Genomic DNA, 21,977 nt, shown 5'->3' with positions numbered 1-21,977 from the left:
CAATGGGGGACACGGCACAGGCGTCCGCATCCCGCCGGGCAGAGGACTTCCCCAACGTGATAGGCACTTTCGCGACCCCTCGGAAAATGAGCAAACGCCATTGTCCGGACAATCCGGGCGCACATATCGTGAACAGCCACGACAGCATGCACAAGCGCCCCGTGTTACAGATGTGGCAGATGTGACTAGCGCGCCCACGGGGTCGCGGAACAGCCGGACGGCCGCCCCGCCGCTCCGCGCGTCCGCGGCGCACCTCTCCCCGCGCGGGCGACCGCACTCCGCGAACGGCGGCGACCGGACGGACACGGAGCGCGTTTGCGCGCCGTTCCGCCGGGGTGGACCGAACCGGCCTCCGAGCGGGCGGCGGCCGGTCGGACCGCCCCGCCCCGCGGCGCGGGAGCATACGGCCCGCACCGGCGGACACGCGGCGCCCGCGACCGGCACGTGAACCGCGACGCGCCGACCGATGGAACAAAGGGGGTGTACGGGATGTTTTTCTTCCAAGGACGCGCGGAATAGAGACACACCCGAAAAGGGCACCCTGGAGTGCCGCAGGTCACATGTGCCAGACTCTGCGCGCCGGACGAAGTTTCCGAGGACGAGTGGCCCCGAGAGCTCCCGGGGTGATTCGACCTCAGGTCAGCGGGGAATCTTGACGTGGAACGACGTGTTACACCCCGCGAGACCGCACAAGCGCCTGGAGGCACCCACACGATGGCCGAGCGAGCACTTCGCGGCACCCGGCTCGGGGCGACGAGCTACGAGAACGACCGCAACACCGACCTGGCTCCGCGGCAGGAAGTCACCTACGACTGCACCCGGGGCCACCGCTTCTCGGTCACGTTCGCGACCGAGGCCGAGATCCCCGTCGAATGGGAGTGCCGCTTCTGCGGCGACCGCGCCCTTCGGCGGGACGGCAACGGCGAAGAGCCCAAGAACACCAAGCCGGTGCGCACGCACTGGGACATGCTGCTGGAGCGCCGGAGCATGGAGGACCTCGAAGAGGTCCTCGCCGAACGCCTGGCCCTCCTGCGCGCCCGCCGCCGCGAGGAGGCGGCCAAGGTGGAGGAGCTCGCCAAGCAGCGGCAGAGCGCCTGACCACCCCGCGACACACGGGGGCGGTGGACGATGCGTCCGCCGCCCCCGTCGTCGTGTGCGGGGGTCCGCCCCTCGGGACGGGCGGCCGTGCCCCCCGGCCGCGGTCGAAGGGGTCGGCGGCCCCGCCCCGTGGTCTCGTACCCGCGGCGGGGTTCGGCGTCGGCCGCACGTACGAGGTCATCCGGGCCGGGGCCCCCACGTCGCACGGGCCACGGCTCCGGCCGGCCCCTAGCCGCGGTTGAAGGGGTCCTGCGTGTGGCCGACGAGCTCCTTCACCGACTCGAGCACCCGTGTGGGGCGGTAGGGGAACTGCTCGGCCGTGTCCCGGCCGGAGATGCCCGTCAGCACCAGGACGGTCTGCAGGCCCGCCTCCAGGCCGCTGAGCACGTCGGTGTCCATCCGGTCGCCGACCATCAGCGTGTTCTCGGAGTGGGCGCCGATCCGGCGCAGCGCCGACCGCATCATCAGGGGGTTGGGCTTGCCGATGAAGTAGGGGCGCCGCCCCGTCGCCTTCTCGATCAGCGCGGCGACCGCGCCCGTGGCGGGCAGCGGGCCCTCGGCGCTCGGACCGGTCTCGTCGGGGTTGGTGGCGATGAACCTGGCCCCGCCTCGGACCAGGCGGATCGCACGGGTGATGGCCTCGAAGCTGTAGGTGCGCGTCTCGCCCAGGACCACGTAGTCGGGGTTGCGCTCGGTCATCACGTAGCCGACGTTGTGCAGGGCGGTGGTCAGCCCCGACTCGCCGACGACGTAGGCGGAGCCGCCGGGGCGCTGGGTCTGGAGGAACTGCGCCGTCGCCAGCGCCGACGTCCAGATGGACTCCTCCGGGATGTCCAGGCCCGTGTTGAGCAAACGCGCGCGCAGATCACGCGGGGTGTACATGGAGTTGTTGGTCAACACCATGAACGGGGTCCCGTGTTCGCGCAGCTCCGCGATCAGCGTGTCGGCGCCGGGGATCAGGTGTTCCTCGCGTACGAGGACGCCGTCCATGTCGAAAAGGTAGTTCCACTCGTTGCTCACGTGCACCATTGTGCATGCCGTGGTCGGTAGTGCACCATTCCTACCCCCCGGTAGTGGACACGACTCACACCCGCCCGTCCAGGACGGGGCGCGGGAGAACACCGCTCGTCCACGCTTCCGACACCCAGGGCCGCCCGCCCCGCGTCAGGATCGTCGCGCCGGAGACCGGCGTGCCGGGGAGGGGCGTGGGCGCGGTCGGGGGCGCCGCGCGGGCCGTCCCCCGGCCCGCGGTCAGACCGGGGGCCAGGGGACGGCCGGCCAGTCCGGGGCGGGGTAGGGGTGGATGCCGTGGCGCACGAGCAGCTCCACCCGGCTGCGGACCGCGTAGGCCTCCGGGCCGGTCAGGTGGCGGCGCAGGGTCGCGGACAGGGCGCTGCCGGAGTCCTCGAGCTGGGCCCCCACCGCCTCCAGCCGCTCCACGACGTCCTCGGGCAGGGGCTGCCCCTGCCACTGCCACAGCACCGTGCGCAGCTTGTAGTCCTCGGCGAAGGTGACGCCGTGGTCGCAGCCGTACAGGTGCCCCCCGGGGGTGGGCAGCAGGTGGCCGATCTTGCGGTCGGAGTTGTTGACGACCGCGTCGAACACCGCCATGCGGCGCAGGCCGGTGTTGTCGGTCTCCCTCGACAGGGCGACCAGGTCCACCGTCGTGTCGCCGTGCACCCACAGCTGCACCATGCCCTCGCCGAAGGGGCCCTCGCGGTGGACCGTGGGCGGCACGACCGCCCAGCCCAGCGCCTCGGAGACGGCGTAGGCGGAGACCTCGCGGCCGGCCAGCGTCCCGTCGGGGAAGTCCCACAGTGGCCGCTCCCCCGCCACCGGCTTGTACACGCACGCCGCCGAGCGGACGCCGTCGGAGACCGTGCAGTACAGGGTGGCGTTGGACGCGGCGGTCAGGCGCCCCTCCACGGTGATCTCTCCGTGGAGGAGGAGTTCGAGCCCCACGGAGGGGCTGAGGCCGTCGAAGGCGTCGGCGGTGTCCCTCATGGCGGCCCTCCGGGGGTCGGGAGTGAGCGTGTCGGGACCGCCGGCGGCGTCGTCGACGGCGAGGTCAGACGAGGCGGTCCGGGCGGTAGCCGTTCTGGCGCGCGCAGATGTGGCCGTTGGGGTCGAGCGGGCGCCCGCACAGCGGGCAGTCCGGGCGGCCGGCGGCGACGACCTTCATCGCGCGTCCGGCGAACGCGCGGGCGGCGCCGGGCGTGAGGTAGACGCGCAGGACGTCGCGGTGGGCGGGGGCCTCCTCGGCGAAGACCTCCAGCTCCTCCTCGTCGTCCTCGACCAGGTCCTCGCCGGCGGTCTCGTCGACCTCCTGCGCCTCGATGATGACGCGGGCCGCCTCGGCGTCCCAGGCCAGGGCGAGGGTGCCCACGCGGAAGTCCTGCTCGATGGGCTGCTCGAGGGGGCCGTCGTCCTCGGGCGAGGCGACGTCGTCCGGCGGGGAGCCGAAGCGCCGGTGCACTTCTTCCAGCAGTTCCTCGATACGGGTGGCGAGCGCCTCGACCTGCGCCTTCTCCAGCACGACGCTGGTGATGCGCCCCTCTCCCACCGCTTGGAGGAAGAAGGTGCGGTCTCCCGGCTGGCCCACGGTTCCTGCGACGAACCGCTCCGGCGGGTTGAACTGAAAGACGGGCATGGAAAGAACCTTAAGGGATAGCGCGGGCCCCGCGCCAAACCCCCCGGATCGCTGGTGGAGCGGCAGGGCCGGGCGGGGCGGCCCGGCGCCGGGTCCGGACGGGGACCCGGCGCCCACGGCCCCTCAGGCGGTGCCCGGGGCGGTCGCCCGGCTCCCCGCTCCCCCGCCCACGGCCGCTTCCCCGCCCGCCTCCGCCGGGGTGGGCAGGCCGGCGGCCAGGCCCTCGCCCGTGTCGTTGAGCTTGTTGAGGAACGGGCGGGTGCGCGCGTAGGTGATGGAGGTGACCGAGCAGGGGTCCACGCGCAGGCGCTGGAAGAGGTCCAGGTGCATGCCGAGTGCGTCGGCCACGATCGCCTTGATGATGTCGCCGTGGCTGCACACCACGTACACGGGCGGCGCGGCCGGTGCGTCCCCGTCCCCGCCGGCGGGCGGTACCGCCGGGGGCAGCAGCAGGCGGGTGTTCCAGTCGCGGACGGCCTCGACGGCGCGGGCCGAGGCGGCGGCGAGCGACTCGCCGCCGGGGAAGCGGGCGGCGCTGGGGTGGTCCTGCACGACGCGCCACAGGGGTTCGCCGGACAGCTCGGCCAGCGAGCGCCCGGTCCAGGAGCCGTAGTCGCACTCCAGGAAGCGCTCGTCCTCGGTGACGGGGACGCCGAGCCGTTCGGCGACGGCCCCGGCCGTCTCCCGGCAGCGTTCGAGCGGGCTGGAGACCAGGGCCGCCGGGCGGAGTCCGGCCAGGCGGGCCGCCAGGTCGGCGGCCTGGGCGCGGCCCGTGTCGTTGAGGTGGACCCCCGCGGCCCGCCCGGCCAGGCGGGGCCCTGTGGCGTCGGTCATCCCGTGCCGGACGAGGAGGAGTGTGACCGCCTCGGGCGCGGTCGGGGTCTCGTGGGGTGCTGGTGTCGCCATGGGCACCAGGGTAGGCCCGGTCGGGGCCGCCGGGCCGGAGTCCGGGGGCGCGCCCGCCGATTGGGCGGGCCGCGCCCCCGGACCGCTCGGGGAAGCCGGTCAGCCGACCCCGGCTCCGCCCTCCGGGGTGAGCACGCCGAAGAGGACCAGGGCGAGGATGACGACGCCCAGGGCGATCCGGTAGATGACGAACGGCATGAAGCTGTGGGTGGAGATGAACCTCATCAGCCACGCGATGACCACGTAGCCGACCACGAACGCGACCAGGGTGCCGACGAGGGTGGCGACCCAGCCCGCGTACTCGTTGCCGCCGATGTCCAGCATCTTGTAGAGGCCGGAGGCGAACACGGCGGGCATCGCGATCAGGAACGCGAACTCCGCCGCCGCCGGCCGGGTGAAGCCCAGCAGGCGCCCGCCGGTGATGGTCGCGCCGGAACGGGAGACGCCCGGCACGAGCGCCAGGCACTGGAACATGCCGAAGACCAGGCCCCGGCCGAGGGTGAGGTCCTCCAGCTCGTTCTGGCGGCGGGCGTAGTGGTCGACGGCGCCGAGGATGACGCCGAAGACGATGAGGGAGAGCGCGATCAGCCGCAGGTCGCGGAACACGCCGTCGATCTGCTCCTCCAGGAGGAGGCCCAGCACCCCGATGGGGATGCTGGCGATGATGACGTACCAGCCCATGCGGGCGTTGACGTCACCGCGCAGGTCGCGGTCGACCAGGGACCGGCACCAGGTGGTGATGACCGCCCAGATGCGTCGGCGGAAGTAGACGACCACGGCCAGTTCGGTGCCGATCTGGCTGACGGCGGTGAAGGCCGCACCCGGGTCGGGCCAGTTGAAGAAGGCCGCGAACACCCGCAGGTGGGCGCTGGAGGAGACAGGCAGGAACTCGGTGAGTCCTTGGATGAGGCCGAGAACGACCGCCTCGAAGATGGACACGCGGTTTCGGACTTTCTGGATAGTCCGGTGCCAGGGGGCGCCGGAGCACTGCTGGGGAACGGCCTGGCCGGGGCGCGCGTACGCGGAGGGGCGGGCTGTGTGCCGCCCGGGGGACGGAGAGGGTTCGGTCCCCGCCGTGTTCGAGCCGCGATCGTGGCGAACGTCCCCGGTCCGGGCTGCGCCGAGACTACGCGGCGAGGGTGTACTCGGGGCCGACTCCGGGTGAACAGGGTACTCTCCGCCGCATGGAACAGCGACAGGTGGGCAGATCAGGGCTCTGGGTGTCTCGTACCGCCCTCGGGACGATGACCTGGGGAAAGGACACCTCCGAGGAGGAGGCCGGGCAGCAGCTCACCGCGTTCGTGGACGCGGGCGGCACGCTCGTGGACACCGCCGACATCTACACGGGCGGGCAGAGCGAGCGGATCCTGGGGCGGCTGCTGCGCGCGGCCGTGCGCCGGGACGACGTGGTGGTGGCCACCAAGACCGGCCACACCCCCGAGGGCTACCGGCCGGTGGACGCCTCCAGGCGGCACCTGCTGGCGTCCCTGGACGCCTCGCTGCGGCGGTTGCAGACGGACTACGTCGACCTGTGGCAGCTCCACGTGTTCGACCCGGCCACCCCGCCGGAGGAGTCGCTGGCCGCGATGGAGGCCGCGGTCGCGGCGGGCAAGGCGCGCTACGTGGGCGCGGGCAACCTGGAGGCCTGGCAGTTCGCCACCCTGGCCACCTGGCAGAGGGCGCAGCCCGGCCGTGTCCCGCTGGTGAGCGTGGGCACCGAGTACTCCCTGCTCAACCGGGGCGCCGACCGGGGGCTGCGGCCCGCCGCCGCGGCCGCGGGCGCCCACGTGATCGCGTGGGCGCCGCTGGGCCGCGGGGTGCTCAGCGCCAAGTACCGCAACGGGACGCCGCCGGACTCGCGGGCGGCCTTCCCGCACATGGCCCCGTACGTGGAGCCGTACCTGGACGACCGCAGCCGCCGCGTCGTGGAGTCGGTGTGCACGGCCGCCGAGGGCCTGGGCGTGCCGCCGCTGGCGGTCGCGCTGAGCTGGGCCCGCGACCAGGAGGGCGTGGCCGCCGCCGTCACCGGTCCTCGGACCCTCGCCCAGCTGGAGGAGGTCCTGGGGGTGGAGGGCGTGGAACTGCCGCCCGAGATCCGCGACGCCCTCGACGACGCGACGGCGCGTCAGGAGCGCTGACCCCTCCGGCCGCCGGCTCCCCCGGTCGGACGCCGTACCCCCGGCCCTCCCCCGGCCGCGCCCTCCCTCCCGCTCAGTCCCGGGTCGCGGGCGGGATCGGGAAGTTCTTGTCGAACAGGTTCCCGGGGTCGTACTCGGCCTTGAGGCCGCGCAGTCTGCCCAGGACGGGTTCGGGGAAGGCCCGTGCGAGGACCTCCGGCCCGGTCCTGGTGTCGAAGCTGAGGTACATCCCCTCCAGGTGCTCCTCCAGCTCCGCCCAGCGCTCGTCCATGCGCGGCACGCGCGGCCCCGAGGACATGGTGGCCAGGCAGAAGTTCTGGGTCCGGTGGGCGTAGGCGGTGGCGTCGGCGGGGACGTCGTTGACGGCCCCGCCGACCTGCCGGAGCTGCATGAAGTACGTGTCGCCGGAGGCGAGCAGCTCGGCCATGCCCCCGGCCAGCTCGGGCGTGATGTGCCGCAGCAGCCCGCTCCGCGACGCGGGCAGCCCGTGGCCCCGGTGCGGGGCGTCGTCATGGGGCAGGATCGCCGGGTAGGGCGCGACCTGGGCGCGCTGGTCCAGCACCGGCCCCGCCGCGAGGAACGGTTCGAGGGCCCGCACCGCCAGGTCGGTGTCGTCCCCGGCGTAGACCACCATCGCCTGCGCGACGGGGCCGCCGCCCCCGCGCCCGGGACCGGTGGTGAGGAACGCGGTGACCTCGCGGGGCGCGGCCTCGGCGATCTCGCCCCAGGCCCGCAGGAACCCGGCCGTGTCGCTCGCGTCGTAGGCGAACTGGCCGAGGACGACGTCGCGGAGCGGTGCGGCGGTGGCCTCGACGGCGGTCAGCACCCCGAAGTTGGCGCCCGCGCCGCGCATCGCCCAGAACAGGTCGGGGCGGTGGTCGGCGTCGGCCCGCACGAGCTCCCCGTCGGCGGTGACGACCTCGACGGCGGTGATGTTGTCGATGGTCAGCCCGTGGGCGCGGGAGAGGTAGCCCAGCCCGCCGGTGGTGGCCAGGCCGCCGACCCCGACGCCCCCGTGGTCGCCCGAGCCGAGCGCGAGCCCGTGGGGTGCCAGCGCGGAGGCGACGGCGCCCCAGCGGGCCCCGGCGCCGAGCCGCACCAGTCCGGTGCCGGGGTCCAGGACCCGGACGCCGTCCATGCGGGAGAGGTCGACCACGACGCCGCCGTCGCCGGTGGAGCGGCCGCTGATGCCGTGGCCGCCGCTGCGGACGTGGAGCGGGGCGTCCTGGGCCCGTGCGTAGGCCAGGGCCGAGGCGACCCCTTCGGCGTCGCCCGGCCGCAGGACCAGTCCGGGGCTGCCGTGCTGCATGTAGCCGTGGCGGACCTTGGCGTAGCCCTTGTCCCCGGGCTCGACGGCGTCGGCGCGCAGGGCCTCGGGGACGGCGTCGTAGTCGATGCCGGTGCGGCGGGCGGCCAGGGCGGCGACGGGGCGGACCGGCCCCGTCGGGGTGCCCGCTCCGGCGCGCTCGGCGGCCACGGCCTCACGCAGGGCCGGGGCGACCTCGGCCGCGAGGGTCTGGAGGGTGCGGGGGTCGTCGGAGGCGGCGATGAACGTGGAGAAGCCGTGTTCGAGGACGAGCGGGAGCAGCTCCTCCACCCACTGCTCGGGCGGCCCCTGGAGGAAGCCGCGGTTGGTCGGCAGGAAGGCGTTCTGGGCGAGGTTGAGCATCCGGCGGACCTGTCGGGGGTCGCGGCCGGCCTCCAGGGCGGCCTCGTCGACGGTCTTGTTGGACGAGGCCATGTCCTCGGGCCGCAGGTAGCCGAGGCTGGGCAGCCAGCCGTCGGCCTTGGCTCCGACCAGGCGGAGCATGCGGGGCTTGTAGGCGCCGAGGTGGATGCCGATGTCGTGGGCGGGGGCGGGCCCCCGCTTCATGCCCCGGACGGAGTGGTGCTCGCCGTCGAGGCGGACCCCGCCGCGGGCGTCGGTGTCCCAGACGGCCCGGATGACGTCGATGCCCTCGCCGAGCGCGTCGACGGACTGGCGCGGGGTCAGGCGTCGCGCGCCCATGGCCTCGATGCCGTCCCAGAAGGCCCCGGCGCCGAGGCCGAGCTCGAACCGGCCGCGGGAGAGCAGGTCGAGGCTGGCCGCCGAGCGGGCCAGCATCGCGGGGCCGCGCAGGGGCAGGTTGAGCACGTTGCCGGACACCCTGATCCGGGTGGTGCGGGCGGCCACCCAGCTGAGCAGGGTCCAGGTGTCGAGGAACGCGGGGTTGTAGGGGTGGTCCTGGTAGGTGACCAGGTCCAGCCCCGCCTCGTCCGCGATTTCGGCCAGGGTGACGGCCCGGTCGGGGTCCTGCGCCGCGGGCGTGACGAAGGCGCCGAACTCCAGCGGGTGTCCGTAGTCGGGCATGGGGCTTCTCCTCGGAGGGGGCGAAACTAGTTTGTTCAGCAAATGATGTTGGCAACAACTTATCTTAGCCACCACGTATTCCTGGTACTCTCGGGGACATGACGACCACCACTCCGGACAGCGGACCCGGCACGACCCTGGGGTGGTCCCTGGCCGTCGTGCTGCGCCGCTGGCACGAGCTCACGGAGGCCTCGCTCACCGACATCCCGCACGGCAGCCGCGGCTACCACGTCCTCACCGCGGCGGTCCACGCCGAGCCGCCCACCCAGGCGGCCCTGGCCGAGCGCCTGCTGATCGACCGCAGCGTGATGACCTACCTGCTCGACGACCTGGAGGAGGCCGGGCTGGTGCGCCGCCGGGTCGACCCCGGCGACCGCCGGGTGCGGCGGGTGTGCGCCACCGAGCGCGGGCGCGAGGTGCTGGCCGGCGCCCGCGACCGGGTGGACCGCGTCGAGGAGCGCGTGCTGGCCGGCGTGGACGAGCCCGCCCGGGCCCTGTTCCGCGCGAGCGCCCTGCGCGCGGCGACCAGCATCCAGGAGTCCTCCCCGACCACCGACCCCTGTCTCGCGGTACGCGAGGTCGTGGGCGGGGGCGACGGGCCCGCCGGGGGGCGCGGGGGCGGGCGCGCGCGGCGCGGAGCCTGAGCGGACGCACCCCGCCGCCGGCCCGCCCGCAGCTCGGCGCGGGTCGGCGCCGGACCGGAACGTCACCGCGAGTCGATAGGCTCCCAGGGTCCACGAACCGCGTGACGAGGGGAACCACCCGAGGTGTCCGAGGCTGTCGAACAGGTCAACGCCGTCCTTGACCGGATGGGCGCCCCCGGCGCCCTGGCTCCCCGGCTGCTGGCCGCACTGGGACCGGGCGCCGCCGCGGACCTGGACGCGAACCCCTGGCTGCTGCTGCGCCTCCCGCAGGTGACCGTGGAACAGGCCGACTTCTGCGCGCGCAGGCGCCTGGGCGACGCCGCCCGCCCCGACGACCCCCGCCGCCTGGCGGCCCTGACCGCCCACGTGCTGCGGCTGGCCGCACGCCGCGGCAACACCGTCGTGGAGGAGAAGCGGCTCGCGGCGGCCGTCGGCAAGCTCGGGGTGGCCGCCCCCGCGGCGGCCCTGGAGGCGGCCGCGGCCGACGGGAGCGCGGTGGTGCTGGAGAGCACCGACGAGCCCGACGACGACTTCGACTTCGAGGAGGGCGGGGTCCCGGAGCTGCCCGAGGACACCGACCGCTACTACGCCCTGGCGGACGTGGGCCGCGCCGAACAGCGCCTGGGCGAGGAGCTGCTGCGGCTGATCAGCGGCAACGACCCGATCATGGACACGGCGACCGCCGGGGAGACCGTGGAGGCCGCCGAGGAGCGGGGCGGGTTCTCGGTCTCCGACCGGACCCGCGAGGCCGTGGTGACCGCGGCCCTGCGCCCGGTGACCGTGCTGAGCCACGGACCGGGCGACACCGGGGAGATCGCCAGGGCCCTGCTCTGCCTGCACGCGATCGCCGCCGACAGCCGGGTGGGGATCGCGGTGGCCGCGCCGACCGCGCAGGCCGCGGCGGCCCTCGACGCCGAGATCGCGCGCATCCGCGGGACGGACGCCGGGCCCGGCGACGGCCCCGCGCGGGACGCCTCAGGCGAGGGGGACCGGGCGGCAGCCCCCGCCCCGGCCGGGGACCCCGGCGGCGGGAGCGGACCGGCCGGGGAGGAGGGCTCCGGTACCCCCGGCGCCCCCGGGGAGGACGCCGGGGCTGGGGAGGACGCCGGGGACGGCGAACAAGGATCTCCGGAGGGCGGGGACGCCGGGGACGGCCCCGCAGCGCCCGCGCCCCTGCGCGCGGTCCCGCTGGCCGCCCTGACGGCCGGGGCTCCCCTGGCGGTCGGGCTCGTCGTGCTGTGCGAGGCCATGTCCGTGGGCGCCGCCCGCGCCGCCGAACTGGCCGCGGCGTGCCCCGACGGGGCCCACCTGGTCCTCGTGGCCGACCCCCACCAGGCCCCGTCCGCCGCACCGGGGCGGGTCGCGCTCGACATCGCCGCCTCGCGGACCGCGCACGTGGCGGAGATCGCCGGCGCCGAGGCCCCCGGGCCCCTCGCGGAACTCGCGGCGGCCGTGGCCTCCGGCGGCGTCCCCGAGGTGGAGGCGCCCGGGCGCGAGGTCGTGCGGGTGCCCGCCTCCTCCGCGGAGGAGGCCGCGCACCGGGTGGTGCAGCTGGTGACCGACTCCATCCCGCGCGCGCTGGGCATCGGCGCCGAGGACGTCCAGGTGGTGGCCGCCCGCGAGGACGGGCCGGCGGGCACGCGCTCGCTCAACGCCGGGTGCAAGGAGCGGTTGAACCCCGGCCCCGGCGCGCACGGGGGGTTCGACGTCGGCGACCGGGTGCTGCTGGCCGCCTCGGGCCCCGGCTTCGCCCCGGGCGACACCGGGTACCTGCGCGAGGTGGACGGTGAGGCCGTGGTGGAGCTCTCCGGCGGCGCCCGGGTGAGGGTCACCGACCCGGCGGCGCTGCGCCACGGCTGGGCGGTGACGGTGGCCGCCGCGCACGGCGGCCTCTGGCCCGCCGTGGTGGCGGTGTTCCCGCCCGAGGTCCCCGTGTCGCGCCCGCAGGTGTACACGGCGCTGACGCGCGCCACCCGGCACGTGTCGGTCGTGGACGCCACCGCGGGCGCGCTGGAGACGGGCGTGCGCGACAACGCCGCCCTGGAGCGCTCGACCCTCCTGGTCCGGATCCTGCGCGAGGGGTAGCCCCACGCGGTCGCCCCGGGCTCGGCGTCCCGGGCTCGGCGTCCCGGCCGGGACGGGGCGGGGCGGCCCTCAGCGGGCGTACTGGCGGCACTCACCCGTGAAGACGGAGGCGAGTTCGGCCCCGAGCACCGCCCGCGCCAGCTCGGCGGCGCCGGGGCTCCCCCGGTGGACCCGGGTGGCCAGCCCCTCCGTGACCGCGCCCAGGCGGGCGGCGGCCGCGTCGGCGTCGAGGTCGGGCGCCACCTCGCCGCACTCCACGCCGTTGCCCACGGCGCGGACGAGTTCGGCGTGCATGGCGGCTCCGGCGCGGGCGTCCACCTCGGCCAGGGCCGGGTTGTCCAGCGCCCGTCCGGCGAAGGTCCGGATCACGCGGAACTCCGCGCGTCGGGGCCCGTCCAGCGGCAGGTGCTCGGCCAGGGCCGCGCCGAGGATCTCGGCGATGGTCCGCTCGTGGCGGGCGCCCGTCCTGACGATGTCGGCGACACGGGCGGCGACGTCGCCGCTGACGCGCTCGAACGCGTGCAGCAGCATGTCGTCCTTGGACGGGAAGTAGTGCTGCACGAGCCCGACCGACATCCCCGCGCGGGCGGCGGTGCGGGCCACGGTGACGGAGCCGAGGCCGCTGTCGGCGATCAGCTCGCACACGGCCCCGGTGATCTGCGCCCGCCGGTGGGCGTGGTCTGCGGTTCTGGGCACCGCAAGACGGTACCAGGGCACCGACGTGACCATACAGCCGTACGGCGGTGGCGGTGGCGCGGGCGCGGGCGCCCGCGAGGAGGGCGGCATCGGGCAGCCGGAGGACGACGTGGCCGGGCGGTGGCGCGGGTGCCCTCGCGGAGGAGGGGTGCACGCCCCGCCGACCGGTGCCCCGGGGTCAGACCCGGTCGAGGAAACCCCCGTCGACGACCAGGTTCTGCCCGGTGACGAACGAGGCCGCCGGGCTGGCGAGGAAGACCACCGAGCGGGCGACCTCCTCGGGGCGGCCCAGGCGTCCGTAGGGGATGCGCTCGCGGATGCTCTCGTAGAACGCGGGGTCGTTCTCGCGGCGGCGCTCCCACCCCCCGCCGGGGAACTCGGTCGGACCGGGCGAGACGGTGTTGACCCGCACCCCGTCCGGCGCCCACGCACGGGCCAGCGAGGACGCGTGGTGGTTGAGCGCCGCCTTGACGGCGCCGTAGGACCGCGGCCCGGCGGGCGCGGTGGTGTGCAGTGCGGAGGTCGTGGAGACCAGCACGACCGCGCCGCCGCGCCCGGAGGCGCGCAGATGGGGGCCGGCCGCCCCGGTCAGCCGCACGAACGGCATCAGGTCGGCGTCGAACCCGCGCTGCCACTGGTCCGCGGTGGGGGCGCTGCCGCCGGACACGTTGGACACCAGCACGTCCAGCCCGCCGAGCGCCGTCACCGCCTCGTCGACGAAGGACGGCAGCGCGTCGTGGTCCGTGACGTCCAGCTCGCGGGAGAACACCTTCACGCCGGTCCCGCGCAGCTCCTCGGCGGCCCTGGCGAGGGGTTCGGGGCCGCGGGCGCAGATCGCGAGGTCGGCGCCCTCCTCCGCGAACGCCTGGGCGACGGCGCGGCCGATCCCGCGGCTCGCCCCGGTGACGACCACCCGTGCCCCTGACAGTCCCAGATCCATCCGTCCGTACCTCCGACGCCGTCGTGCTTCCCGGGTTTTCGCGGCCGTCCACCAGGGTCACACGGAAGGCGCCGGGCACACGGGTGCACACGCCGCGACCGGCCCCGGGACGGCACGCGGTCGGGAGCCCCGGGGCCCCCGACCGCGTCAACCTACCGCACCGGGGTGCGGGCCTTCGGCGGCCGGGTCAGGCCCCGGTGGAGTGGAAGCCGCCATCGACGTGGACGGTCTCGCCGGTCGTCGCCGGGAACCAGTCGGACAGCAGCGCCACGACGGCCTTCGCCGCGGGCTCGGGGTTGGTCATGTCCCAGCCCAGCGGGGCGCGCTCGGGCCAGTTCTGGGCCAGTTCGGCGAAGCCGGGGATGCTGCGGGCGGCCATGGTGCTGAGCGGCCCGGCGGAGACCAGGTTGACCCGGATGTCCCGGTCGCCGACGTAGCGCGCCAGGTAGCGGGCGGTGGAGGCGAGCGCGGACTTCGCGACGCCCATCCAGTCGTAGGTGGGGTAGGACACGCTGTTGTCGAAGTCGAGGGCCACGACCGAGCCGCCCCCGCCCATCAGCGGCATCAGGGAGGTGGTCAGGGACTTCAGGGAGAACGTGGACGTGTGCATGGCGGTGGCCACGTCCGGCCACTCCGTGTTGAGGAAGTTCCCGCCCAGGGCGTCCTGCGGCGTGAACCCGATGGAGTGGACGATGCCGTCGAGGCCGTCGACGTGCTCGCCGACGCGGGCAGCGAGGGTGCCGAGCTGCTCGTCGTCGGTGACGTCGAGCTCCAGGACGGGGGGCGTCTCGGGCAGGCGCTTGGCGATGCGCTCCACCAGGCTCATCCGGCCGTAACCGGTGAGCACGAGCGTGGCGCCCTGCTCCTGGGCGAGGCGCGCCACGTGGAAGGCGATGGAGGAGTCGGTGAGCACCCCGGTGACGAGGATGCGCTTACCTTCGAGGATTCCCATGGTTCGGGTGGTCCGTCCTGTCTTGCTGTTCCGGAGGGGGAGCTCCGGTGGCTGCGGTCTGCGGGGTGCGGGGAACGGCCGGCGGCCGGGCGGGGCGGCTCAGTGCCCCATGCCGAGGCCGCCGTCCACGGGGATGACGGCGCCGGTGATGTAGGCGCCCCCCGGGCCGGTGAGGAAGCCCACGGTCCTGGCGATGTCCTCGGCCGAGCCGAGGCGCCCCAGCGGGACGTTCTTCTTGATCTCCGCCTGGCGGTCCTCGCTCAGGACCGCGGTCATGTCGGTCTCGACGAAGCCGGGGGCGACCACGTTGACCGTGATGTTGCGCGAGCCGAGCTCGCGGGCGAGGGAGCGCCCGAAGCCGACCAGGCCGGCCTTGGACGCGGCGTAGTTGGCCTGGCCGCCGGAGCCGAGGAGGCCCACCACGGACGAGATGAGGACGACGCGGCCGGAGCGCTTGCGCATCATGCCGCGCACCGCGCGCTTGGTGACGCGGAACGAACCGGTGAGGTTGGTGTCCACGACGGACGAGAAGTCGTCCTCGCTCATCAGGGCCAGGAGCTGGTCCTTGGTGATCCCGGCGTTGGCGACGAGCACCTCGACGGGGCCCTGCGCCTCCTCGACCTCCTTGAAGGCGGCGTCCACCTGGGCGGAGTCGGTGATGTCGCAGCGGACGCCGAGCAGGCCCTCCGGCGGTTCGCCGGAACGGTAGGTCACCGCGACGGAGTCTCCACCGGCGGCCAGCTCACGGGCGATGGCCAGGCCGATTCCGCGGTTGCCGCCGGTGACCAGTACCGAGCGCGACATAGGGGCTCCTCTTCTCCTGCGGCTGCTGTGATCAGCCACGACGTGATGTTCCGGGGGTGGGATCGCATTGCAGCGTACCGAGCTACCGGCCGGTAGACGCAACTGAGGCGGAGAGCGACATCGCCCTCCATATCGCCACCAAGCGGCCGGACCTGCCCCGATGCGGCCCCACCGCGTCGGCGCGGGCGGCGCCGCCCGTCGCCGCGCCGCGCGGAGTGACCGTTGTCTCGCCGGACGGGATACGGGCTCTCAGCCCCTCACCAGGCAGAAGGGATGGCCGGCCGGGTCGGTGAGGACCCGCCACACCCCCTTGCCCGGCTGGTGGTCCGGTCTGCCCGCGCCCAGCTCCAGCAGCCGGGCCTCCGCCTCGTCCAGGTCCTCGACCGCGAAGTCGAGGTGGAACTGCTGGGGGACGGTCTGGTCGGGCCAGCGCGGAGCCCGGTAGCCGTCGACCCGCTGGAAGCCGACGAAGAGCCCGTCCCCCCGTGTGAGGCCGGCGAAGTCGGCACCCGATCCCGGGTGGGGTTCGAGGCCGGTGGCCTGCTGGTAGAACGCCGCCAGGGCCACAGGATCAGCGCAGTCGAGTGTGATCGCGGTCAACTTCATCAGTGGGGGCATGGGCACCTCCGTGCCGGTCGGTGGACGTGCGCGGGATCTGTCGGAGACGGATGTCCTCCTGCCGCGCCGGGGCTCCCCGCAGCGGTTCAGGCCCACCCCGCGTCGTGGGCGAGGATGGCGGCCTGGACCCGGTTGGACATGCCCATCTTGGCCAGGATGCGGCTGACGTGCGCCTTCACCGTGGCCTCCCGCATCCCCAGGGCCCGGCCCGCCTCGGCGTTGGACATGCCCTGGGCCACCGCCACGAGCACCGACCGCTCCCGCTCGCTCAGCACCGACAGGCGCCGCGCCGCCTCCTCGCGCCCCGCGGCCGAGTCGGCGGGGGCGGGCGAGGCGAAGCGTTCGAGCATGCGCTTCGTGACGCTGGGGGCGAGCATGGCGTGGCCCTCGTGCACGGTGCGCACCGCGGCGATGAGGTCGCGCGGCGGCGTGTCCTTGAGCAGGAAGCCCACCGCCCCGGCGCGCAGCGCGCTGTGCACGTACTCGTCCAGGTCGAACGTGGTCAGCAGGACCACGCGGGGCGGTTCGGGCAGGGACGTGAGGCGGCCGGCGGCGGTGATCCCGTCGGTGCCGGGCATGCGGATGTCCAGCAGGACCACGTCGGGGCGGAGCTCCTCGGCGAGGCGTACGGCCTCCTCCCCGTCTCCCCCCTCCCCCACGACCTCGATGTCGGGGGCGGAGTCCAGGATCATCCGCAACCCCGACCTGACCAGGAGTTCGTCGTCGACCAGGAGCGTGCGGATCACCGTGCGGGTCCTCTCGTGTCGGTGTGCGAAGGCAGCGGCGGCCGCGCCGGCCGCCGTCGGCGGGTCCGGGCGCGGCGGCCCGGCGGGCCGGGACGCGCGGACCCCTCGGCGGGGGTCACTCCGCGTCCCGGTCCGGGCTGCCGTCGGTTGGCAAGATAGCGCGCATCCGCCACCCCCCGTCGGGGCACACCCCCGCGCTGAGGCTGCCCCCCGCCAGCACCACGCGCTCGTGGAGGCCGGTCAGCCCGAACCCGCTCTGCGGCATGGGCACGGTCGGCGCGGGCGCGGGCTCGTTGGCGACCTCGACCTCGATCTGGCGGGGGCCGTGGTGCAGGCGCACGGCGACCTCCGCGCCGGGGGCGTGCTTGGCCGCGTTGGTCAGCCCCTCCTGGACGATCCGGTAGGCGGTGCGCTCGACCCCCGGTGCCAGGGGCCGCACCCGCCCCGTCTCCTCCCTGCGCACGACCATGCCCGCGGTGCTCCACTCTCCGATGAGCCGGTCCAGGTCCGCCAGGACGGGCTGGGGCGCCGTGGGCGCGGCGGCGGTCGTCTCGTCGCGCAGCACTCCGAGGATGCCGCGCAGCTCGGACAGCGCCTCCCGTCCCGTGGTGCGGATCAGCCCCGCGGCCTCCACCGTCCGGGCGTCCTCCGAGGACACCTCCAGCCCGCCCGCGTGCAGCACCATGAGGCTGACCCGGTGGGCGACCACGTCGTGCATCTCCCGGGCGATACGGGTGCGCTCGGTGGTGAGGGCCTGCTCGGCCATCAGGTGCTGTTCGCGTTCGAGTCTCTCGGCCCGCTCGTGGAGCCGTTCGACCAGCTGGCGCCTGGTCCCGATCCACAGGCCCGCCGTCACCGGGACGACGAGGAAGAACACCACGGCGATGACGTACATGAGGCCGTTGGTCCCGTATCCGCCGCCGGTGGCCAGGCACAGCAGGGCGAACCAGGCGGCGACCAGCCTGCGGTTGTCGAAGTAGACGGCGTACGAGTAGATGGCGATCGAGGCCGGGACGAAGTTGCCGAAGCCCGCCAGGAGGACGACCGCGATCAGGAGCAGCCACTTGGGCCGGGTGCGCCGGAACAGGATGGCGGCGGCCGCCACGAAGGCCGGGACCACGGAGAGGACGACGGCGAGGCCGAGCAGCGCGATCATCGCGCTCACGGACCCGGAGCGCGAGAGGACGGCGGATCCGGACTCGATGGCACCGCTGAAGACACCGTTCGCGCCCACCTGGAGGAGCAGGCTCAGCGGCAGGGTCCCCAGGGCGTAGAGCCAGTCGGCGATGCGGAGCCTGCGGTCCCACCACCACTGCCAGTTGCTCCGCCACCGGGCGCCGACGGACCGCCCCCTGTCGTTGACCCAGGTCCTCATGGTGCGGATTCTACGGGCGGCCACCGCCGGTCCCCCGCGTCCGACGGCCGTCCCGCCGCGCCGCCACGGCCAGTCGACTTTCGCGTCATCGCAGGTCATAGCCGCCATGTCGGCCGAATAACACGGACAGTGACGGGGCCGCCCCCGACGAAAGTCGGCGGGTCGGCCAGACGAAGGAGTCCCGAACCCGCCGCGCACCCCTCCTTCGGCCGACCCCGGGATCGGCCCAGCGGTGGACGCCCCGGCGGTCCCCGCGGCCCTAGCGTTGTGGTGTGCCGGGCCGGACGAGAGGTCCCCCGGCGCGGGCAACACCGATCAACCACCTCCCGTACATCCGTCGTCCCACCGTCTCTGGAGCTGTCTGTCGTGACCGAGTCCACTGTGAAAACCGTCCCCCCGGTCGCCTCGCCACCGGTCGTGGTCGCGCGGGGCCTCACCAAGACCTACGACACCGGCGACAGCAAGGTCCACGCCCTGGCCGGGGTCGACGTGGAGTTCCACCGGGGCGCGTTCACCGCGATCATGGGCCCCTCCGGCTCCGGCAAGTCCACGCTGATGCACTGCCTGGCCGGGCTGGACGTGGCGACGTCCGGCACCGTACACCTGGGGCGCACCCAGATCACCGGTCTGCGCGACGCCGAGCTGACCCTGCTGCGCCGCGACCGGATCGGGTTCATCTTCCAGTCGTTCAACCTGCTGCCGATGCTCACGGCCGAGCAGAACATCCTGCTGCCCTCCCAGATCGCCAAGCGCGCGGTCGACAAGGAGCGCTTCGAGCACATCGTCGACGTGGTCGGCCTGCGCGACCGGCTCCACCACCTGCCCGCGAAGCTCTCCGGCGGGCAGCAGCAGCGCGTGGCCGTCGCCCGCGCCCTGCTCAACGCCCCCGAGGTCGTCTACGCCGACGAGCCCACCGGCAACCTGGACTCGCGTTCGGGCTCGGAGGTCCTCGCCTTCCTGCGCGGCTCCGCCCGCGACCTGCACCAGACCATCGTCATGGTCACCCACGACCCCGTCGCGGCCTCCTACGCCGACCGCGTGGTGTTCCTCCGCGACGGCCGCCTGGTGGACGAGGTCCTCGAGCCCACCGCCGAACTGGTCTCCGCGCGGCTGCTGAAGCTGGAAGAGGTCTGATCCATGCTGCGCACCACACTCGCCGGGCTGCGGATGCACAAGTCCCGGTACTTCACCACGGTGATGGCCATCCTGCTCGGCGTCATGTTCGTCTCCGGCACGATGGTGTTCGCCGACACGCTGAACGCCAACTACGAGAAGTCCGTCATGGGCTCCGCGACCAGCGTCGACGCGATCGCGGTCCCCGCCGCCGAGGAGCCGGCGGACCCGGCGGAGCCCTCGGAGCCGGAACCGCTGACCGAGGCCCAGCTGGACGGTGTCCGGGCCCTGCCCGAGGTGGCCGGGGCCGACGGCATCGTCAGCGGACAGGCCGTGCTCCTGGACCGTGACGGCCGCGCGTTCGGCTTCATGCCGCCCGCCGCCATCTCCATCGGGGAGCCCAGCCGCTTCTCCGCGGCCGAGGGCGAGCTGCCCGGGGGCCCCGACGAGCTGGCCCTGGCCGGCTCCACCGCCGAGCAGGCGGGCTTCGGGGTCGGCGACACGGTGACGGTGCTCGACCCCGCGCAGGAGGAGCGCGAGTTCACCGTGACCGGCCTGGTCGACTTCGGCGTGGACCCGGGCTACAGCTACGGCGGCGCGCTCGTCTTCTCCCCCGACACCGTCGGGGAGATGACCGGCGCCACCGGCTACACCGAGATCGACGTGCTCGCCTCGGAGGGCCACACCGACGAGCAGGCCGCCGAGGCCGTCGCGGCCCTGCTGGGCGACAGCGCGGACGTGCAGACGGGCGAGGCCTTCGGCCTGGAGATGGCCGAGTCCGCCGGCGGCGACACCGCGATGATGCGGACCGCGCTGCTGCTGTTCGCGTTCATCGCCATGTTCGTGGCGGGGATCGTCATCTACAACACCTTCGCCATCCTCATCGCGCAGCGCCAGCGGGAGATGGCCCTCCTGCGCTGCGTCGGCGCCAAGCGCGGCCAGGTGTTCCGGTCCGTCCTGCTGGAGTCGGTGGCGGTCGGGCTGATCGCCTCCGCCCTCGGCGTCCTGGCGGGCGTCGGCATCGGCATGGCCGGTGCGGCGTTCGGCGGCCCGCTGCTGGGCATGGGCGGCTCGGTCCCCGTGGTGATCACGCCGTCCGCCGTGATCGTGGGCCTGGCGGTCGGCACCGTGGTGACCGTCTGCTCCGCCCTGGTCCCGGCCACGCGGGCCACCCGGGTCCCGCCGCTGGCCGCGCTGCGCACCAGCGCGACCGCGGGCGGCCTGGAGAAGGGCACCGGCTGGATGCGCGTCGTGTTCGGCGTCCTGACCTTCCTGGTCTCGGCCGCGCTGGTGGCCCTGACGCAGGTGTCCGGCCCGAACCAGATGGGGCCGGTCATCGTGACGGCGGCCGCCCTGATCGCCTTCGTGGGCGTGGTCGTGCTGGGCCCGCTCCTGGTGCGCGGCATCGTCCGCCTGGTCGGCGTCCCGCTGCGCAGGGTCGGCGTGCCCAGCATGCTGGCGGTGGACAACTCCACCCGCAGCCCGCGCAGGGCCGCCACCGCGATGATCGCCCTGACGGTGGGCGCCACGCTCATCACGGGCTACTCGGTGGTCAGCGCCTCCCTGGAGTCCACCATGACCCGGATGCTCGACGAGCAGTTCCCGGTGGACTACCAGGTCAGCGCCCAGTACTCGATGGACGGCGCCTCCGGCGGCGACACCGTCGCCGAGGAAGCCCCCGCGGAGGACGGCGCCTCCGGCGAGGACGCGCAGGACGGCGCCGGGACGGACGGCGTCCCGGCCGAGGACACCGTGCAGCCCCCGCCCGAGAGCGCGCAGGAGGGGCAGGAGGGCGGGGCCCCGGCCGACGGCGCCTCGCCCGAGGGCTCGGCGGATGCCGAGGACGGCGGGGCCTCCCCGGAGGAGGGGGCCGACACGTCCGCGTCCGGGGAGACCGGCATGCCCCTCGTCCCCACCGAGGTCGAGCACGCCCTCGCGGAGAGCCCCCTCCTGGACAAGGTGATCGCCCAGCGCGGAGGCACGGTCGAGGGCTACGACGCCTCCCCCGTGGGCTCGCTCCCCGTCAACACCTACGACGGCGCCGAGCTCGGCGTCGACATCACCGGCGAGACCGTCGAGGGCGAGATCTCCGGTTTCGGTCCCGGCGAGGTGCTGGTCTCCGAGGGGTACACCGACGGCCTGGGCGTGGGCGACACCCTCACACTGCCGTCCCCGGACGGCGAGGTCGACCTGGAGGTCGCCGCGGTCCTGGCCGACGCCCAGACCCTGCGGGGCGCGGTCGTCTCCCCGGAGGACTTCGCCACGCTGTTCCCCGACACCACCGACAGCGAGATGGTCTACGTCCGCGCGGCCGAGGGCGCCGACGCCTCCGAGGTGCGCGACGCCGTCTACACGGCGGTGGACGACCACCCGACCATGCAGGTCATGTCGGTGGCCGAGATGAAGAACCAGTTCTCGGACATGATGGACATCGCCTTCTACACCATCGCGGCGATGCTGGGCCTGGCGATCGTCATCGCGGTGTTCGGCATCTCCAACACGATGGCGCTGTCGGTGCTGGAGCGCACCCGCGAGTCCGCCCTGCTGCGCGCGCTGGGCCTGGCCAAGGGGCAGCTGCGCCGGATGCTGGGCGTCGAGGCGGTCCTGCTGTGCCTGATCGGCGCCGGCATCGGCATCGTGCTGGGCGTGGTGTTCGGCTGGGCGGCGGGCGCGGCGACCCTGCCGGACATGGTGCTCACCGTTCCGGCCGGGCAGATCGCGGTGTTCATCGCCGTGGCCGTGCTCGCGGGCCTGCTGGCGTCGGTGCTGCCCGCCCGCCGGGCCGCCGGTGCCTCCATCACGGGGGCGCTCGCCAGCGAGTAGGAGCAGGTCACATCCTGCACAACTCGGGGACAAGAGACG

At 74.4% G+C, this 21,977-nt stretch carries 19 protein-coding genes; 6 read left to right on the top strand and 13 right to left on the bottom strand.

Translation table 11 applies throughout. The features are described 5' to 3' along the window. Window positions 1-714 precede the first annotated feature (714 nt). Complete coding sequence (locus ACFQBR_RS26715) at window positions 715-1,098, top strand: RNA polymerase-binding protein RbpA (RefSeq protein WP_267949243.1); 384 nt, start codon at window positions 715-717, stop codon at window positions 1,096-1,098. A 228-nt stretch (window positions 1,099-1,326) separates the two neighbouring features. On the opposite strand, the gene ACFQBR_RS26710 is transcribed toward ACFQBR_RS26715, so the two are convergent. The 5 genes from ACFQBR_RS26710 to ACFQBR_RS26690 form a co-directional block, all read right to left on the bottom strand. Continuing rightward, window positions 1,327-2,127, bottom strand: coding sequence for an HAD-IIA family hydrolase (locus ACFQBR_RS26710; protein WP_267949242.1), 801 nt, complete (start codon window positions 2,125-2,127; stop codon window positions 1,327-1,329). Window positions 2,128-2,349: 222 nt separating this feature from the next. Beyond that, window positions 2,350-3,102 (bottom strand): SCO1664 family protein, encoded by a 753-nt coding sequence (locus tag ACFQBR_RS26705; protein WP_344184018.1) that lies wholly within the window; start codon window positions 3,100-3,102, stop codon window positions 2,350-2,352. A gap of 64 nt (window positions 3,103-3,166) precedes the next feature. Next, window positions 3,167-3,748 carry a DUF3090 domain-containing protein gene (locus tag ACFQBR_RS26700; RefSeq protein ID WP_344184017.1) on the bottom strand — a complete coding sequence of 194 codons (582 nt, stop codon included), beginning with the start codon at window positions 3,746-3,748 and terminating at the stop codon, window positions 3,167-3,169. A gap of 123 nt (window positions 3,749-3,871) precedes the next feature. After that, a complete protein-coding gene (locus ACFQBR_RS26695) occupies window positions 3,872-4,654 on the bottom strand; it encodes an MSMEG_4193 family putative phosphomutase (RefSeq protein WP_344184016.1) in 783 nt (260 codons plus the stop codon). Window positions 4,655-4,753: 99 nt separating this feature from the next. After that, entirely contained in the window at window positions 4,754-5,593 is an 840-nt protein-coding gene (locus ACFQBR_RS26690; RefSeq protein ID WP_344184015.1) for an undecaprenyl-diphosphate phosphatase, read from the bottom strand. A gap of 245 nt (window positions 5,594-5,838) precedes the next feature. Between ACFQBR_RS26690 and ACFQBR_RS26685 the strand changes: the two genes are divergently transcribed. Further along, window positions 5,839-6,792 carry an aldo/keto reductase gene (locus ACFQBR_RS26685; protein WP_344184014.1) on the top strand — a complete coding sequence of 318 codons (954 nt, stop codon included), beginning with the start codon at window positions 5,839-5,841 and terminating at the stop codon, window positions 6,790-6,792. A gap of 73 nt (window positions 6,793-6,865) precedes the next feature. Here the strand turns inward: ACFQBR_RS26685 and ACFQBR_RS26680 are convergent, their stop codons facing one another. Continuing rightward, window positions 6,866-9,142 carry an LLM class flavin-dependent oxidoreductase gene (locus ACFQBR_RS26680; protein ID WP_344184013.1) on the bottom strand — a complete coding sequence of 759 codons (2,277 nt, stop codon included), beginning with the start codon at window positions 9,140-9,142 and terminating at the stop codon, window positions 6,866-6,868. A 98-nt stretch (window positions 9,143-9,240) separates the two neighbouring features. Here ACFQBR_RS26680 and ACFQBR_RS26675 point away from each other — a divergent pair, with 98 nt between their 5' ends. Both ACFQBR_RS26675 and ACFQBR_RS26670 read left to right on the top strand, forming a co-directional pair. After that, a complete protein-coding gene (locus ACFQBR_RS26675; protein ID WP_267949235.1) occupies window positions 9,241-9,786 on the top strand; it encodes a MarR family winged helix-turn-helix transcriptional regulator in 546 nt (181 codons plus the stop codon). Between the two features lie 123 nt (window positions 9,787-9,909). Next, entirely contained in the window at window positions 9,910-11,871 is a 1,962-nt protein-coding gene (locus tag ACFQBR_RS26670) for a helix-hairpin-helix domain-containing protein (protein WP_378554708.1), read from the top strand. A gap of 69 nt (window positions 11,872-11,940) precedes the next feature. Here ACFQBR_RS26670 and ACFQBR_RS26665 read toward each other — a convergent pair whose 3' ends face one another. From ACFQBR_RS26665 to ACFQBR_RS26635, 7 genes are all read right to left on the bottom strand, one after another. Next, the gene (locus ACFQBR_RS26665; RefSeq protein WP_267949233.1) at window positions 11,941-12,567 is read right to left on the bottom strand and encodes a TetR/AcrR family transcriptional regulator; all 627 of its coding nucleotides are present in this window, start codon (window positions 12,565-12,567) and stop codon (window positions 11,941-11,943) included. Window positions 12,568-12,745: 178 nt separating this feature from the next. Beyond that, on the bottom strand, window positions 12,746-13,507 hold the full coding sequence (locus tag ACFQBR_RS26660) for an SDR family NAD(P)-dependent oxidoreductase (RefSeq protein ID WP_344184903.1): 762 nt from the start codon (window positions 13,505-13,507) through the stop codon (window positions 12,746-12,748). Window positions 13,508-13,694: 187 nt separating this feature from the next. Then, on the bottom strand, window positions 13,695-14,459 hold the full coding sequence (fabI, locus tag ACFQBR_RS26655) for an enoyl-ACP reductase FabI (RefSeq protein ID WP_267949231.1): 765 nt from the start codon (window positions 14,457-14,459) through the stop codon (window positions 13,695-13,697). Between the two features lie 99 nt (window positions 14,460-14,558). After that, entirely contained in the window at window positions 14,559-15,263 is a 705-nt protein-coding gene (fabG, locus tag ACFQBR_RS26650; protein WP_267949230.1) for a beta-ketoacyl-ACP reductase, read from the bottom strand. Between the two features lie 249 nt (window positions 15,264-15,512). Beyond that, window positions 15,513-15,881: a VOC family protein gene (locus tag ACFQBR_RS26645; protein ID WP_344184904.1), complete on the bottom strand. Its 369-nt coding sequence runs from the start codon at window positions 15,879-15,881 to the stop codon at window positions 15,513-15,515. Between the two features lie 86 nt (window positions 15,882-15,967). Then, window positions 15,968-16,627 carry a response regulator gene (locus ACFQBR_RS26640; protein WP_267949228.1) on the bottom strand — a complete coding sequence of 220 codons (660 nt, stop codon included), beginning with the start codon at window positions 16,625-16,627 and terminating at the stop codon, window positions 15,968-15,970. A gap of 115 nt (window positions 16,628-16,742) precedes the next feature. Next, window positions 16,743-18,002 carry a sensor histidine kinase gene (locus ACFQBR_RS26635; protein WP_344184905.1) on the bottom strand — a complete coding sequence of 420 codons (1,260 nt, stop codon included), beginning with the start codon at window positions 18,000-18,002 and terminating at the stop codon, window positions 16,743-16,745. Between the two features lie 366 nt (window positions 18,003-18,368). Between ACFQBR_RS26635 and ACFQBR_RS26630 the strand changes: the two genes are divergently transcribed. After that, window positions 18,369-19,136, top strand: a complete 768-nt coding sequence (locus ACFQBR_RS26630; protein ID WP_344184906.1) for an ABC transporter ATP-binding protein — start codon at window positions 18,369-18,371, stop codon at window positions 19,134-19,136. Window positions 19,137-19,139: 3 nt separating this feature from the next. Further along, window positions 19,140-21,938 carry an ABC transporter permease gene (locus ACFQBR_RS26625; protein WP_344184907.1) on the top strand — a complete coding sequence of 933 codons (2,799 nt, stop codon included), beginning with the start codon at window positions 19,140-19,142 and terminating at the stop codon, window positions 21,936-21,938. Window positions 21,939-21,977 lie beyond the last annotated feature (39 nt).

The sequence above is a fragment of the Nocardiopsis tropica genome, assembly GCF_042660575.1.
GTDB lineage: Bacteria > Actinomycetota > Actinomycetes > Streptosporangiales > Streptosporangiaceae > Nocardiopsis > Nocardiopsis tropica.
The sequence above is the reverse complement of the archived record's forward strand: the minus strand, read 5'-3'. Positions and strand labels throughout refer to the sequence as shown.

What these genes read in the sequence shown, in the direction of transcription:
- ACFQBR_RS26715 (WP_267949243.1), top strand. Translation starts at nt 715, where the DNA reads ATGGCCGAGCGAGCACTTCGCGGCACCCGGCTCGGGGCGACGAGCTAC.
- ACFQBR_RS26710 (WP_267949242.1), bottom strand. Translation starts at nt 2,127, where the DNA reads ATGGTGCACGTGAGCAACGAGTGGAACTACCTTTTCGACATGGACGGC.
- ACFQBR_RS26705 (WP_344184018.1), bottom strand. Translation starts at nt 3,102, where the DNA reads ATGAGGGACACCGCCGACGCCTTCGACGGCCTCAGCCCCTCCGTGGGG.
- ACFQBR_RS26700 (WP_344184017.1), bottom strand. Translation starts at nt 3,748, where the DNA reads ATGCCCGTCTTTCAGTTCAACCCGCCGGAGCGGTTCGTCGCAGGAACC.
- ACFQBR_RS26695 (WP_344184016.1), bottom strand. Translation starts at nt 4,654, where the DNA reads ATGGCGACACCAGCACCCCACGAGACCCCGACCGCGCCCGAGGCGGTC.
- ACFQBR_RS26685 (WP_344184014.1), top strand. Translation starts at nt 5,839, where the DNA reads ATGGAACAGCGACAGGTGGGCAGATCAGGGCTCTGGGTGTCTCGTACC.
- ACFQBR_RS26680 (WP_344184013.1), bottom strand. Translation starts at nt 9,142, where the DNA reads ATGCCCGACTACGGACACCCGCTGGAGTTCGGCGCCTTCGTCACGCCC.
- ACFQBR_RS26675 (WP_267949235.1), top strand. Translation starts at nt 9,241, where the DNA reads ATGACGACCACCACTCCGGACAGCGGACCCGGCACGACCCTGGGGTGG.
- ACFQBR_RS26660 (WP_344184903.1), bottom strand. Translation starts at nt 13,507, where the DNA reads ATGGATCTGGGACTGTCAGGGGCACGGGTGGTCGTCACCGGGGCGAGC.
- fabI (WP_267949231.1), bottom strand. Translation starts at nt 14,459, where the DNA reads ATGGGAATCCTCGAAGGTAAGCGCATCCTCGTCACCGGGGTGCTCACC.
- fabG (WP_267949230.1), bottom strand. Translation starts at nt 15,263, where the DNA reads ATGTCGCGCTCGGTACTGGTCACCGGCGGCAACCGCGGAATCGGCCTG.
- ACFQBR_RS26645 (WP_344184904.1), bottom strand. Translation starts at nt 15,881, where the DNA reads ATGCCCCCACTGATGAAGTTGACCGCGATCACACTCGACTGCGCTGAT.
- ACFQBR_RS26635 (WP_344184905.1), bottom strand. Translation starts at nt 18,002, where the DNA reads ATGAGGACCTGGGTCAACGACAGGGGGCGGTCCGTCGGCGCCCGGTGG.
- ACFQBR_RS26625 (WP_344184907.1), top strand. Translation starts at nt 19,140, where the DNA reads ATGCTGCGCACCACACTCGCCGGGCTGCGGATGCACAAGTCCCGGTAC.